The sequence below is a fragment of the Xanthomonas vasicola pv. musacearum NCPPB 4379 genome (assembly GCF_000277895.2).
GTDB classification, from domain to species: Bacteria; Pseudomonadota; Gammaproteobacteria; order Xanthomonadales; family Xanthomonadaceae; genus Xanthomonas; species Xanthomonas vasicola.
Map to the genome: position 1 here is coordinate 1,984,092 of NZ_CP034655.1, position 14,934 is coordinate 1,999,025.

The window sequence follows — 14,934 nt, forward strand, 5'->3', positions numbered from 1 at the left end:
AAATGCCGGCTTTCCTTTTGTCGTTGCCTGCGTCCATGCATCTGTCCCTGCTGAAAGCCAAGATCCACCGCGCCACCGTCACCCACTCCGAGCTCAACTACGAAGGCTCGATCGCTATCGACGGCCTGCTGCTGGAAGCGACCGGCATCCGCGAATTCGAACAGGTCCATATCTGGGACGTCACCAACGGTGCGCGTTTCAGCACCTATGCCATCCGCGCCGAAGACGGCAGCGGCATCATGTCGCTCAACGGCGGCGCTGCGCGTCATGTGCAGGTGGGCGATCTGATCATCGTGGCGGCATTCGCCAGCATGAGCGAAGACGAAGCCAAGACCTTTAAGCCCAATCTGGTATATGTGAACGCGCACAACGCGATCTCCCACACCAACCACAGCATCCCCACGCAGGCCGCATGACACACACCAACGGATTCGACGCGCTTCACGCCCACGCTCAGCGCCTGCGCGGCGCTGCCATCCCCGCATTGCTTGCCGCCGAGCCGGAACGGCCGACGCAATACGCCAGGCAAGTCGGTCCGTTGTATTTCAATTTCGCCCGGCAGAAGTACGACCGCGCCGCGCTGGATGCCTTGTTCACCATCGCCCGCGAGCGCGATCTAGCCGGCGCATTCCAGCGCCTGTTCCGTGGCGAGCAGGTCAATGTCACCGAACAGCGCGCGGCCTTGCACACCGCGTTGCGTGGCGATTTGACCGACGCGCCGGTGGCATCGGAGGCCTATGCCACCGCTGCCGACGTGCGCCAACGCATGGGTGCGTTGATCCAGCAACTGGAAGCCACCGACGTCACCGATATCGTCAGTGTCGGCATCGGTGGCTCGGACCTGGGCCCGCGTCTGGTTGCCGATGCGTTGCGTGCGCCGTCCGGTGCGCGCTTCCGCGTGCATTTTGTCTCCAATGTGGATGGCGCAGCGATGCAGCGTACGCTGGCCACGCTGGACCCGGCACGCACCGCCGGCATCCTGATTTCCAAGACCTTCGGCACCCAGGAAACCCTGCTCAACGGCAGCATCCTGCATGCCTGGCTCGGTGGCAGTGAGCGGCTGTACGCAGTCAGTGCCAATCCCGAGCGCGCCGCCAAGGCCTTCGACATCGCACCCGGCCGCGTGCTGCCGATGTGGGACTGGGTGGGCGGGCGTTATTCGCTGTGGTCGGCGGTGGGCTTCCCGATTGCATTGGCGATCGGCTTCGAACGTTTCGAACACTTGCTGGAAGGCGCCGCGCAGTTCGATGCGCATGTGCTCAATACGCCGCTGGAAGAAAACGTCGCGGTGCTGCACGGCCTGACCGCGGTGTGGAACCGCAACCTGCTCGGGAGCGCCACGCATGCGGTGATGACCTATGACCAACGCCTGGCCTTGCTGCCGGCGTATCTGCAGCAGTTGGTGATGGAGAGCCTGGGCAAGCGCGTCAAGCTCGACGGCTCGGCGGTGGACAGCGACACCGTGGCGGTGTGGTGGGGCGGTGCGGGCACCGATGTACAGCACAGCTTCTTTCAGGCGCTGCACCAGGGCACCAGCGTGGTGCCGGCCGATTTCATTGGCACCGTGCACAACGACGACCCGTACGCGGAAAACCACGTCGCGCTGATGGCCAATGTGCTCGCGCAGACCGAGGCGCTGGCCAACGGCCAGGACAGCAGCGACCCGCACCGCAGTTATCCCGGCGGGCGTCCAAGTACGGTAATCCTGCTCGATGCGCTCACCCCGCAGGCGCTGGGCGCGCTGATCTCGATGTACGAGCACAGCGTGTACGTGCAGTCGGTGATGTGGGGCATCAATGCATTCGATCAGTTCGGCGTGGAGCTGGGCAAGCAGCTGGCCAGCCAGTTGCTGCCGGCGCTGAAGGGCGAATCGGCCGATGTGGCCGACCCGGTGACGCGCGAGCTGCTGAGCAAGCTGCGCGGCTGAGCATTGCGCATCGCGCTTACAGAGAACGGGGCCTGCGGGCCCCGTTTTTATTTTGGACGACATGACCGACTGCGCTGAGGCCAAAATAGGCAAATTTCCTAAATTGGGAATTTGAGAGTAGGCTGATCGCCATTACTCCGCGCCGGACTGCCGCCATGTCGCGCTTCCAGGATTTGCCCGAGCTCGAAAAATCCCCCGCCGCCGACATCAAGGTGAAGGGCTGGCCCAGCCTGATGCGCAAGGTGCGCTCGCACGGGGCGGTGGTCATCACCAACCACAATCACCCCGAGGCGGTGGTGGTGGATGCCGAGGAGTATCGGCGCCTGGTCAATCAGGCGAGTGCGGCGGCGGCGGCCTCGGCGCGTGCGCAATCGCTGCAGGTGTTGCAGGCGAAGTTCGATGCGCATCTTGCGGCAGCCACTGAAGGTGCAGGCCTGGCCAAGGCGATCGCCACGCCGGCACGCCGCGGCCGCAAGGTCACCCTGGGCCCGTCGCTGTAACCGATGGGCAATCTCCTGGTGCTGGCCGGCGTCAACGGCGCCGGCAAGAGTTCGTTGTTGGGCCGTTTTCTGCAGGAGGATGGCGCTACCTGGTTCAATCCCGATGCGTTTACCAAAGAACTGATCGAGCAAGGCTGGGCACCTGCAGAGGCGAACGCGCAGGCCTGGGAAGAAGGCGTGCGGCGGCTTCGCCAGGCCATGGCCGATGGCAGCGATTTCGCGTTCGAAACCACGCTGGGTGCGACGACCATTCCGCGCCTGCTGCGCGAGGCGTGCGCGCAGCACACAGTGGCGGTCTGGTTCTGCGGGTTGGCGACGGTGGACCTGCATATCCAGCGTGTGGCCGCGCGCGTTGCGGCCGGCGGTCACGCTATTCCCGAACACAAGATCCGCGAGCGTTACGACACCTCGCGTGCCAACTTGATCGCGTTGCTGCCGCATCTGGCAGTGCTGCATGTTTACGACAACAGCGCACCGGCCGACGCGGCGGGGCAGGCGTCGCCCATGCTGGTACTGGAATTGGACCGCCTCGGCCTGCATTACCCGCAAACGCCGGAAGGATTGGTGCAGGTGCCCGATTGGGCCAAGCCCATCGTGATGGCGGCGCTGGAGACGCACCGCATGCCCTGACGTGCGCCCCCGCGCCGAGTGCGCGAGGCTGGCCTAACTCGACCGACGGGATGGCGACGCAATCGCTGTTGCGCGCTATGCATTGGACGTGCGTCGGTGCCGCGTGTCTGCGGCGCGTGCTGACAGGCCCCGGTTTGCGTTATTCGGAAGGCGTCGATTGCTAACGGCGAGGGCTCGCCAGAGCGCGGGTCGGTCGGACCCGCGCAGCAACGCAAACCTGCGTATGTTCCAACGACCGCTCGCAGCGCTTCTGTGCGCACTGCGAGCGGTCGTACCGCAGGCTTAGGCCTTGCCCAATTGCACTGCCACCGGGTCGCCGGTGAGATAACCCACGGCTCCACCGAAGCGGTCCTTGTAGTTGGCGCGGACCAGCGGGTCCAGCATAGCCTTGACGGTGTCGTGCAGCGGGCTCTCCCAATCACCGGGGTGCTGGAAGTTGCTCATTACATAGGTCCAGCCGTGGATCTCGTCGACGGCGTGCAGGCCGGTCGATTCGGCGCCCGCCGGCACCGACAGCACGCGCGTCAGCGTGCCGCTGTCCACGTTGTAGGCCCACAGGAAATTGTTGACGTGCAGGCTGCTGTCTTCGCCGATAAACAAGGTGCGCAGCGACTCGGAGAATTTGAGGTTGTCCGGGTTGGCGATCCGGTCCGGGTCGGCCAGATTGCCCAGCGCATCGGCCTTGGCCAGGTTGTGGCCGGTGAGCGCGGCCGGCGCGGCCATGTCGATCGGCACCCAGTCGCTGTGGATCGGCGCGCCGTGACTGTCGCGCTGGCCGCCACGTAGGTTTAAGGCATAGACCGCACCGGCTTCCGGGCCTTGTACTTTTACATCGCCCGAGCCGTTGAGCATGCTGGTGACGATGTAGGACATCGCCATGTAGGCGACCTTGTCATGCGCGTTGACGGTGGTGCCTTCGAGCTTTGTGAAGCCCAGGCTACCGCCGGCCAGCGCGGCATAGCGATGGGTTTCCAGATAGGTGGCGGCCTTTTCCATGCCGGGCTTGATGCGGATCCAGTTGAAGGTGCCGTTGAACGGGATCTTGGTGAACGCGGCATCGCCCGGGTCGCTCAGGTGCACGTCGAGGATGTCGGCGGCGGTGAGGCGGTCGGCCATGGCCTGGATCTCGGCACTGGTGGCGTGGCCGAGCTTGATCCAGCTCAGCGTGGCCGCACCCGGGCCGATGCCCGAGGTCTGGTGCCACTTGCCGACATACAAGGTGCCGGCAGAGAGGTCCGCCTTGCGGTCGGCGATAAACATGAAGAGTCCGCCATTGGTGGCGTCGTCGCCCATCAACACGGTGCGTTGGTCGGGCATCACCTGCACCAGTTCGTGCGAGATGCGGCCCAGGCAATAGTGCTTGCGCACGCTGCCGGTGCCGTCCGGGTGCACGGTGATTTCCGGTAGATGACCGTAGTGGTAGGGATTGGCTTTTTCCGGGTTGCCGTACAGATGCGTGCTGTAGCTGCGGAACTGGGTGTTGCCGGCCAATGCGGTGGCGTCGGGCTCGTACTCTTCGCTGGACAGGTGGGTATTCCACGGCGACAGGCTGGCGCCGCAGGTGGTCCATAGCCCATGCACTGGCGCGGTATCGACGTTGTGGTACTTCACCAGCGAGAGCTTGCCGGTGGCCGGATCCTGATCCAGCGTCAGCACCGCGATCGGCGCGGGCAGGTGGCGGTTGGTGTCATTGCCGGCCTGGTCGCGGGTGGTGTATTCGAACTGCACCACCGCGAACACGTGGTTGCCTTTGACGCCCGGCACTTTGGCATGGGGCAGGGTCAGCAGCGAGGAGCCGTCCGGGCAATCGGAAAAGAACGGACGTTCGGCACCAGGTTTGGAGCGGTCGATGATCGGGCGATGCTGGATGTCGTAATAGCCGCCTGCCAGCACGGTGCCGCCGTTGCCGTCCGGCACTTGGTCGCCGGTAATGAAGAACGGGTGGTAGGCCAGCGCATAGCGCTGCGTGCTGCCGTCGCTGCGGGTCACGCTGAGTGCCGAGCCGACCGTGGTGGTAGCCATGGCCGCCGGGTTGGCCAAGCTCGGTGCCGGCATGCCGTGGAAGGTGGCCGAGACCAGGCGGGTCGGATTGTCCGATGGTCGCAGCGGGCGCGCGGCCGATGCCGCACCGCCAAGTTGCTGGAGGGCGGCGGCGCTGGCGTTGCCCAGCGGCAACAGGGGAACAGCCGCCAGCAACTGCATCAGGCGACGACGGGAGGGGTTGGGGGAGGCAGACATCGAAACTCCAGGCAAAGGCAACGATCAACGATGGCAACGGCGCATCGGCAAGCCGATCACGCTAGGCCAGCGATATGACAGTTGTTTGACGACGGTCTCACCCATTGGCCGGCCTTCGCATGCTGCGACGCAAGCGAGCGCTGGCGGGGGGCAAATACATGCATGTGCTGCGCACTGATCAAACCTGCAGGTGGTGCGGCGCAGCAAAGTGCCTGGTCCGTCAATGCCTGGCGCGGCAGCGGATTAGGTGGTTTTGCGCGGTTTCACCGCTGCTATCGGTATTCCAAGGCTATAGCCGCGTCCAATAAGTTGCCCGTGGATTGGCATACGGTCAGCTTTGGTTGACAGGGTAGGGGAATCACGCAAGCGTACGCCGCCTAATGGCCTGCGGCGCAACGCATCGCCGTGGGAGAACCACCCTGGAGAACCAAATCTTGGACAAGCTGCTCCGTCGTACCGCCGCGCCCGTCGCGCGTCGCGCCCTCTGCCTGGCAACCGCTGCGGCAGTGCTGATGTTGGCCGCCTGCCAAGGCAAGGACACCGCTGCCGAGGCGAGCAAGACCGCACCGACCACCGCGCCTGCCGAGTCGTCGACCACCATCCATCCGGACCAGTGGCCGTCGCCGAAGTGGCCGTTCGCGCAGGACGCGGCACTAGAGCAGCGCATCACCGATGTGATGGCCAAGATGAGCGTGGAAGAAAAGGTCGCTCAGACCATCCAGGGCGACATCGCCAGCATGACCCCGGACGACGTGCGCAAATACCGCATCGGTTCGGTGCTGGCCGGCGGCAATTCCGATCCCGGCGGCAAATACAACGCCAGCCCGGCCGAATGGTTGAAGCTGGCCGACGCGTTCTATGAGGCGTCGATGGACACCTCCAAGGGCGGCAATGCGATTCCGATCATCTTCGGCATCGATGCGGTGCACGGCCAGAGCAACATCGTCGGCGCCACGCTGTTTCCGCACAACATTGGCCTGGGTGCCACGCGCAACCCGGACCTGATCAAGAAGATCGGCGAAGTCACCGCTGCCGAAACCCGCGTCACCGGCATGGAGTGGACCTTCGCGCCAACAGTGGCCGTGCCGCAGGACGACCGCTGGGGCCGCACCTACGAAGGCTATTCCGAGTCGCCGGACGTGGTGGCCAGCTTCGCCGGCAAGATGGTCGAAGGCGTGCAGGGCATGCCGGGCACGCCGCAGTTCCTGGACGGTAGCCACGTCATTTCGTCGGTGAAGCATTTCGTCGGCGACGGCGGCACCACCGATGGCAAGGACCAGGGCGACACCAAGGTGTCCGAAGCCACCATGCGCGACATCCACGCTGCCGGCTATCCGCCCGCAATTGCCGCTGGCGCGCAGAGCGTGATGGCCTCGTTCAACAGTTTCAACGGCGAAAAGATGCACGGCAACAAGGTCATGCTGACCGACGTGCTCAAGGGCCGCATGAATTTCGGCGGTTTCGTGGTCGGCGACTGGAATGGCCACGGCCAGGTCAAGGGCTGCACCAACCAAAATTGCCCGGCCTCGTTCATTGCCGGTGTCGACATGGCGATGGCCGCCGACAGCTGGAAGGGCATCTACGAAACCGAACTGGCCGCAGTGAAGTCGGGCCAGATCTCGGCCGAGCGTCTGGACGATGCCGTGCGCCGCATCCTGCGCGTCAAGATGCGTCTGGGCCTGTTCGAAGCCGGCAAGCCGTCCAATCGCCCGCTCGGTGGCAAGTACCAATTGCTGGGCGCACCGGAACACCGTGCGATCGCCCGCCAGGCGGTGCGCGAGTCGCTGGTGCTGCTGAAGAACCAGGCCGGCATCCTGCCGCTGGATCCGACCAAGCGCGTGCTGGTGCTGGGCGACGGTGCCAACGACATGGGCAAGCAGTCCGGCGGCTGGACCCTGAACTGGCAGGGCACCGGCACCAAGCGCAGCGACTACCCCAACGGCACCACCATCTGGGAAGGCCTGGACAAGCAGATCAAGGCTGCCGGCGGCAGCGCAGAGCTGGCTGTGGATGGCGCCTACAAGACCAAGCCTGACGTGGCTGTGGTGGTGTTCGGCGAAAACCCGTATGCCGAATTCCAGGGCGATATTGCCACCCTGCTGTACAAGCCGGGCGACGAGAGCGAGCTGGCCTTGATCAAGAAACTCAAGGCCGACGGTGTCCCGGTGGTGGCGGTGTTCCTGAGCGGGCGTCCGCTGTGGATGAATCAGTACATCAACGCATCCGACGCGTTCGTGGCTGCGTGGTTGCCGGGTTCCGAAGGTGAGGGCATTGCCGATGTGCTGCTGCGCAAGGCCGATGGCACGGTGCAGAACGACTTCAAGGGCAAGCTGAGCTTCTCCTGGCCGAAGACCGCGGTGCAGTTCGCCAACAACGTCGGCCAGAAAGACTACGACCCGCAGTTCAAGTTCGGCTTCGGCCTGACTTACGCCGACAAGGGCGACCTGGCCGCGTTGCCGGAAGAATCGGGCGTGTCCGGTGAGCAGTCGGTGGGCGGGGTGTACTTCGTGCGCGGCAAGCCGGCGCTGGGCATTGCGATGCAGCTGTCCAACGCCGGCCAGGCCAATATGCCGGCGACCACGCTGCCGGTGGGTCTGTCCGATGGCAGCCTGAAGATGACCGCGGTCGATCACAAGGCGCAGGAAGATGCGCGCCGTCTGGTGTGGTCCGGCAGTGCGGCGTCCAGTGTGTTGCTGGTGTCTGGCAAGCCGGTGGACGTCTCGCGTGAGAGCAACGGCGACGTGCAGCTGCAGCTGACCCTGCGCCGCGACAGTGCGGTGACCGCGCCGGTGTGGCTGGGCGTGGGCTGTGGCGACAAGTGCGGTGGCCGCGTCGATGTGCGCAAGACCCTGGCCGCGCTGCCGCAGGGCCAGTGGAAAGTGGTCGGTGTGCCGCTCAAGTGCTTTGCAGTGGCCGGCGCCGATGTGACCAAACTGACCCAGGTCGCCAGCATCGAAAGCGCTGCTGCGCTGAACCTGTCGGTGTCGAAGGTCTCGCTGGGCGCGCTCAACGAAGCCGAAGTCAGCGTCGACTGCCCGGTCAAGTAAGCAGCATTTCCGCAGGCGTGCGTGCGCGCCCGCGGTAGATCGGATGAAACAGGTGCGTCGCCAGTGCTGGCGACGCATTACAGCGGCCACCCTGATCGGTGGTGTCATCAGCCGCCGCGGGACGCGCGCGTCGATCGGCCCGGATGGCCTGCAGCTGCGGTTCGCCGCGCTGCCGTGGCGCACGCGGTGCGTTGCGGCGGCATTCTGCAGGCTCGCCTGGCGTTCGATGCACACCCCAGAGCCAGACAGGAGAGTGCAGTGGGTTTGGCGACGTTGGATATCGTGATCGTGCTGGTCTATCTGACCGGCATCTTCGTACTCGCGCAGTGGGTGTCGCGCGAGAAGGCAGGCCACAGCAAGAGTGCCGAAGATTACTTCCTGGCCAGCAAGTCGTTGCCGTGGTGGGCGATCGGCGCATCGCTGATTGCCGCGAACATCTCCGCCGAACAGATCATCGGCATGGCCGGTTCGGGTTATGCGATCGGCCTGGCGATCGCGTCCTACGAATGGATGGCGGCGCTGACGCTGCTGATCGTCGGCAAGTTCTTCCTGCCGATCTTCCTGCGCAACGGCATCTACACCATGCCGCAGTTTCTGGAAGAGCGTTACGGCAAGTGGATCCGCACGCTGATGGCGGTGTTCTGGCTGCTGCTGTACGTGTTCGTCAACCTCACCTCGATCCTGTGGCTGGGGTCGATCGCGGTCAGCCAGGTCACCGGCATGGACCAGACCTTGGCGCTGGCATTGATCGGCGTGTTCGCGCTGGTCTACCAGCTGTACGGCGGGCTGAAGGCGGTGGCGCTGACCGACATCGTGCAGGTCACGTTGTTGGTGCTGGGCGGCTTGCTGGTGGCGGGGCTGACCCTGGCGCGTATCGGCGATGGGGCTGGCGTGCTGGCCGGCTTCCAGCACCTGTGGAGTGCGCACCCCGAGCACTTCCATATGATCCTGACCAAGGACAACCCGTTCTACAAAGACCTGCCGGGCCTGAGCGTGCTGCTGGGCGGGATGTGGGTGATGAACATCAGTTACTGGGGTTTCAACCAGTACATCATCCAGCGCGCGCTGGCCGCCAAGAACATCGGCGAGGCGCAGAAGGGCATGGTGTTTGCTGCGTTCCTGAAGCTGCTGATGCCGTTGGTGATCGTGGTGCCGGGTATCGCGGCAGTGGTGCTGGCGCCGGATCTGGCCAAGCCCGATCAAGCCTATCCGACCATGATGCAGCTGTTGCCTACCGGCATCCTGGGCCTGGTGTTTGCCGCGTTGGTGGCGGCGATCGTGGCCTCGCTGGCCTCGAAGATCAATTCGGTGGCGACCATCTTCACCCTGGATTTCTACGCCAAGTTCCGCCCGCAGACCGAACAGAAACAGTTGGTGCGCGTGGGCCGTATTGTTGCCGCCGTCTCGGTGCTGATCGGCATCCTCACCGCGCGGCCACTGCTGGGTAACTTCGATCAGGGCTTCCAGTTCATCCAGGAATTCACCGGCTTCTTTACCCCCGGCGTGGTGGTGATCTTCATGCTGGGCCTGTTCTGGAAGCGTGCCAATGAAGCCGGCGCGCTGACCGCAGCGATCGGCTCGGTGGTGCTGTCGTTCGCGCTCAAGTTCGCCTGGCCGGAACTGCCGTTCATGGACCGCATCGGCGTAGTGTTCGTCGCTGCGCTGTTGCTGGCGGTGGTGGTGTCGCTGCTGACGCCGGCCACGCAGGCGCGCGATCTGATTCGCACCAACGACGTGGCCTACGGCACCACGCTGGGCTTCAAGATCGGCGCAGCCGGCGTGATCGCGATTCTGATCGTGCTGTACACGGTGTTCTGGTGAGCGCTACACCGGCAGATTGATGCCTAAACACAGCGCGGCGCGGCACTTCGGTGTCGCGCCGCGCTGTGTTTGAAGCGTGCGTTTCTGGTGTCGCTTATAGCGGCTACCAGGACGCAGCGAGCAGTCGTCAGGTGGGTGCGAAAGGCGCGCAGGAACCGGAGTGCACACGTGCTACGTGCCGATTCCGAGTACTGGGCGCGCCCGCCTGGCGACTGTGCAGTCGTTTTGCTAGGGAAACTCTGAACAACTCCCCTTGATCCTGCGACAATCACACAGACGCAACGGGACAACGACGATGCAACTGACCTTCGGCGATGCGGAGTACAACGGCAAGCGCAAGCGGACGCGGCGTGAGGTGTTCTTGGCCGAGATGGACCAGGTCGTGCCGTGGAAGGATCTGCTGGCACTGATCGAACCGCACTACCCGAAGTCGGGGCAGCCGGGGCGACAGCCGTATCGGCTGGAGACGATGCTGCGCATCCACTTTTTGCAGCAGTGGTACGCACTGAGCGATCCATCGGCGGAAGAAGCACTGTACGACACGGTGTCGATGCGCCGTTTTGCGAAGATCGGCGGGCTGGATGAGGTGCCGGATGAAACGACGATTCTCAACTTCCGGCATTTGCTGGAGCGGCATGATTTGGCGCGCAAGCTGTTCAACCGGGTCAACGCGCACCTGTCGCGTAAAGGGCAGAGTCTGCGGGGCGGGACGATCGTGGATGCCACGATCATTGCGGCGCCAAGTTCGACCAAGAACAAGGATGGCGAGCGCGATCCGGACATGCACCAGACCAAGAAGGGCAACCAGTACTTCTTCGGGATGAAGGCGCACATCGGGGTGGACGATGAGTCGGGCCTGGTGCACCACGTGGAATGCACGGCGGCCAACGCAGCGGACATCACGCAGGCGCACAAGCTGCTGCACGGCAAGGAAGACACTGTGAGCGGCGACAGCGGCTACACCGGGCTGGACAAGCGCGATGAGATGAAGGGCAAGCGCACGCTGCGCTACCTGATCGCGGAGAAGCCCTCGAAGCTGAAGCAGATCAAGAATAAGCGCGAACTGAAGTTGGCCAAGCGCTGGGAGCACACCAAAGCCAGCCTGCGTGCGAAGGTGGAACACCCGTTTCGGGTGATCAAGCGTCAGTTTGGTTACGTCAAGGTGCGCTATCGCGGTTTGGCGAAGAACACCGCACAGGTGCTGACGCTGTTTGCACTATCGAATCTGTGGCTGACGCGCAAAGCGTTAATGCCTGCTGCGGGGAAGCTGTGCCTGTAATCCAGGCAACACCCCGCAAACGTGCCGAAACCGGCAAAAAATCGGCGATTTGAGCGCCCTCAGCGCGGCGGATGCGGTTGCTTCGTTTTCCGGTCGCGTTGATCAGACCATCCCTAGCTGCGCTTAGACGCGTGCCGCGGCCAGGCTGGCGGCGAGCAGGTTGAACGGCTCATGCCACGGCGTTTCCAGCCAGGTTTCCAGTGCGGCGGCCGGCATCGGTTTGGCGATCCAGTAGCCCTGGCCTTCGTCGCAACCCCAGGCGCGTAACTGCGCATACGCCTCTGCCGATTCGATACCTTCGGCGACCACGCGCTGGCCCAGACTGTGGCCGAGCTGGATCATCGTCGGCACCAGCGTGCGGTCGGTGCGGCTGTCCGGCAACGAGCGGATGAAGGATTGGTCGACCTTGAGCGCGCTGGCAGGCAGCTGCTTGAGATAACTGAAATTGCTGTAGCCAGTACCGAAGTCGTCGATGGCGATATGCACGCCCAACGCTGCAATAGCCGCCAGTTGTTCGGCCAGATGCTCGGGGTGGCGGATCATCGCGCTTTCGGTGAATTCGATTTCCAGCCGGCGCGGGTCCAGCTTGTAGCGATCCAGGCCACGCCGCAGCAGGCCGGCAAAACCGGGGCGATCCAGATCGACAGCCGACACGTTCAACGCCAGGTTGAAGTCCAGGCCTTGCTGTTGCCAGCGCGCTGCCTGCGCGATGCCGTTATCGATGACCCAGGCGGTAATGCGGTTGATCAGCGCTGTTTTCTCGGCCATCGGAATGAAGTCCGACGGTATCACCGGGCCAATCATTGGGTGATGCCAGCGCAGCAATGCTTCCACGCCCACGCAGCGGTGGTCGTGCAGATCCACGCGCGGTTGGTAGTGCAGGCGCAGCTGACCGGCGCTGTCTAGCGCAGCGGGTAGGGCGGCAAGCAGGCGGAAGGTGCTGCGCTGGGCAACATCGTGCTTGCGCTCGTACATGCTCCACGGCATGCAGCGATCGCGCGAGATATCCACCGCAGTGGTCAGCGAACGGATGGTATCGGCGGCGCCGTAGGTGGACTGCAACGCGACCGCACCAATCGAAGCCACCGCGGTATGCGGGATGCCTTGATGTTCCAACGGCTCGGTGAATGCTTTAGAGACCTTGGTGCAAATGGTTGCAAGACGTTGGCCTTCGGCCTGCGCCAGGAAGCCCAGGGTCGTCGGGTCCAACCGATACAGCAGGGTGCCGCCGGGCAGATAGGCGGCCAGGCGACGCTGGGCCAACGCGATATAGCCATCTACGTATTCCCAGCCCAGCGCCTTGACCATTTCTCGCAAATAGTCGCTGCCGCAGACGTCGATGGCCACCGCCGTGGTGGCCGGTGCGGTGTCGCGTTGCGATAGCCAGGTTTCCATGTCTTCGCTGAAACGCGAGCGGTTGGGTAGCCCGGTTGGACCATCGCGGTAGGTGTTGCTGCGCAGGTTTTCCACGCGCAGCACGGCCAGGTCGCGCAGACCTTCCAGCTGAGTGATCGCCGCTGCATCCAGTCCCTCGCGCGGGCTGGTGCCGACCACGCACAGTGTGCCGATGGTGTGGCCGTCACGTAGCTTGAGCGGTGCGCCGGCGTAGAAGCGAATGTACGGCGGGCCCAGCACCAGCGGGTTGTCGCAGAAGCGCGGATCCAGCTGCGCATCGGGAACCACCATCACTTCGTCCGAGCGGATCGCGTGTGCGCAGAACGCCTGGCTGCGTGGCGCTTCGCGCGCTTCCAGGCCAACGCGTGCCTTGAACCACTGGTGGTGCTCGTCCACAAGCGACACCAGCGCAATTTCCGCGCCCAGGCTGCGCGCCGCCATGGCGGCAACCGTGTCGAACACCGGGTCTGGCAGCGAATCCAGCAGGCACAGGCCGCGCAACACCGCGAGCCGGGTGGACTCATCAAGCGTGCGCGGAAGAAGAGCGTCGACGGAGGCGGGCAAGGATGGCATGTGATCGTATCGGCCTGAAGCGCAATCCCTTGAATCGCTGGTGATTGACTCTGTTCAGTTGCGGTAGAGCTGGGCATGGTCGCGTCGGTCTTCATGAATAGAAACCGCCGTTGCGTCATCAACGTGCCGCACGCGATTTGCGGATCTACGTTGTCGCAACAGCGCGACGTTGTTCCCGCGACCAATCGCTCTCTGCCTGAGCGGGAATGTGTGCTCACACCAACATATGGCGCGTGCTTTGTCTCGTCGACGCGCCTAAATATCGTGCGTGCGCTGCCGATAACTGTCTTACCCGCAGCAGTGCCGGTACAAACGCAACCATCTAGCTTCGCGCATGCGACCAATGATTGTTGGCCAGTGTTTGCTTGTGTGATGCGCATTCGACCATGTGCGTTGCAAATTGACACATTCTTCACTCGCGTTGTGAATGTGCCATCGCGGTTTTGTCGCTCCTCTCTGGAATATCGTGAACGCACTTTTGGCTTTTGCACAACGCATGCTCTTGGTCATCGCCGGTCTGTCGCTACCGTCTGCCGCCCATGCCGGGCTCACTGTCTCCGGCACGCAGTTGCGCGAGTCCAACGGCAATGTATTGGTCCTGCGCGGCGTCAATCTTCCGCATGCCTGGTATCCGGGCCGCACTGATGCTGCGTTGGCTGCCATTGCTGCCACCGGCGCCAACAGCGTGCGAGTCGTGCTCAGTTCTGGCTACCGCTGGACGCGGACACCCGAGGCAGACGTGGCACGCATCATCGCGCGCTGTAAAAGCCTGGGCTTGATCGCCGTGCTGGAGGTACACGACACCACTGGGTATGGCGAAGACACCTCCGCTGCGAATCTGCTCAATGCGACCAATTACTGGGTCAGCATACGCAAGGCACTGGTCGGCAATGAAGACAATGTGGTCATCAATATCGCCAACGAACCGTTCGGCAACAGCCTCACTGGCAGCGAATGGGTCAACAGCCATGCCAACGCCATCGCGACCTTGCGCAAGAACGGACTGACTCATGCATTGATGGTAGATGCCCCGAACTGGGGCCAGGATTGGCAGTTCTATATGCGCGACAACGCCGCCGTCCTGCTCGCGCGCGACAGCCGCCGCAACCTCATTTTCAGCGTGCACATGTACGAGGTGTTCAGTAGCGACACCACGGTCAATAATTATTTGCGCGCCTTCAGCGATAAAAAGCTGGCGTTGGTGATCGGCGAATTCGGCGGCGATCATCGCGGCGTACATGTGGACGAATCGGCCATCATGCGCCGCGCACGCGAATACAGCGTCGGCTACATGGGCTGGTCGTGGTCGGGCAATGATAGCGGCACGCAATCGCTGGACATCGCGATCGGCTGGAATGCCACAACACTGAGCACCTGGGGTCGCAGCTTGATACTGGGCACCGATGGCATCACGGCAACCTCGCGCCGGGCGAGCGTGTTCGGCCCGCTTTGAGACTGAAGCCCTGAAGTTAGCGTCTATGTTTCTCTGGAAACGAAGATAGGGGCACTGCAAGCGTGTCGATC

At 63.6% G+C, this 14,934-nt stretch carries 10 protein-coding genes and 1 other RNA gene; 8 read left to right on the top strand and 3 right to left on the bottom strand.

Features of this window, described 5'->3' with window-relative positions; genetic code table 11:
* Positions 1–35: 35 nt before the first annotated feature.
* From panD to KWO_RS09345, 4 genes are all read left to right on the top strand, one after another.
* Positions 36–416, top strand: a complete 381-nt coding sequence (gene panD / locus KWO_RS09330) for an aspartate 1-decarboxylase (RefSeq protein ID WP_003481969.1) — start codon at positions 36–38, stop codon at positions 414–416.
* Positions 413–1,927 (top strand): glucose-6-phosphate isomerase, encoded by a 1,515-nt coding sequence (gene pgi, locus KWO_RS09335; RefSeq protein ID WP_010375670.1) that lies wholly within the window; start codon positions 413–415, stop codon positions 1,925–1,927. Before panD ends, pgi begins: the two co-directional genes overlap by 4 nt.
* Positions 1,928–2,082: 155 nt before the next feature.
* Positions 2,083–2,427, top strand: a complete 345-nt coding sequence (locus tag KWO_RS09340; protein ID WP_010371400.1) for a type II toxin-antitoxin system prevent-host-death family antitoxin — start codon at positions 2,083–2,085, stop codon at positions 2,425–2,427.
* A 3-nt stretch (positions 2,428–2,430) separates the two neighbouring features.
* Positions 2,431–3,057 carry an ATPase gene (locus tag KWO_RS09345; protein ID WP_010375673.1) on the top strand — a complete coding sequence of 209 codons (627 nt, stop codon included), beginning with the start codon at positions 2,431–2,433 and terminating at the stop codon, positions 3,055–3,057.
* Positions 3,058–3,339: 282 nt separating this feature from the next.
* On the opposite strand, the gene KWO_RS09350 is transcribed toward KWO_RS09345, so the two are convergent.
* Positions 3,340–5,295, bottom strand: coding sequence for a PhoX family protein (locus KWO_RS09350; protein WP_010371408.1), 1,956 nt, complete (start codon positions 5,293–5,295; stop codon positions 3,340–3,342).
* A gap of 434 nt (positions 5,296–5,729) precedes the next feature.
* Between KWO_RS09350 and KWO_RS09355 the strand changes: the two genes are divergently transcribed.
* The gene (locus KWO_RS09355) at positions 5,730–8,342 is read left to right on the top strand and encodes a glycoside hydrolase family 3 protein (protein WP_017112551.1); all 2,613 of its coding nucleotides are present in this window, start codon (positions 5,730–5,732) and stop codon (positions 8,340–8,342) included.
* Between the two features lie 258 nt (positions 8,343–8,600).
* On the top strand, positions 8,601–10,163 hold the full coding sequence (locus KWO_RS09365; RefSeq protein ID WP_010375678.1) for a sodium/sugar symporter: 1,563 nt from the start codon (positions 8,601–8,603) through the stop codon (positions 10,161–10,163).
* A gap of 101 nt (positions 10,164–10,264) precedes the next feature.
* Here the strand turns inward: KWO_RS09365 and KWO_RS09370 are convergent.
* Positions 10,265–10,340, bottom strand: a non-coding RNA gene (locus KWO_RS09370) — sX9 sRNA.
* Between the two features lie 118 nt (positions 10,341–10,458).
* Here KWO_RS09370 and KWO_RS09375 point away from each other — a divergent pair.
* Entirely contained in the window at positions 10,459–11,442 is a 984-nt protein-coding gene (locus tag KWO_RS09375; RefSeq protein WP_017113471.1) for an IS5 family transposase, read from the top strand.
* Positions 11,443–11,565: 123 nt separating this feature from the next.
* Here KWO_RS09375 and KWO_RS09380 read toward each other — a convergent pair whose 3' ends face one another.
* Positions 11,566–13,410, bottom strand: coding sequence for a putative bifunctional diguanylate cyclase/phosphodiesterase (locus tag KWO_RS09380; protein WP_010371415.1), 1,845 nt, complete (start codon positions 13,408–13,410; stop codon positions 11,566–11,568).
* A 466-nt stretch (positions 13,411–13,876) separates the two neighbouring features.
* On the opposite strand from KWO_RS09380, the gene KWO_RS09385 reads away from it, so the two are divergent.
* Positions 13,877–14,863 carry a glycoside hydrolase family 5 protein gene (locus tag KWO_RS09385; RefSeq protein ID WP_010378578.1) on the top strand — a complete coding sequence of 329 codons (987 nt, stop codon included), beginning with the start codon at positions 13,877–13,879 and terminating at the stop codon, positions 14,861–14,863.
* Positions 14,864–14,934: the final 71 nt, after the last annotated feature.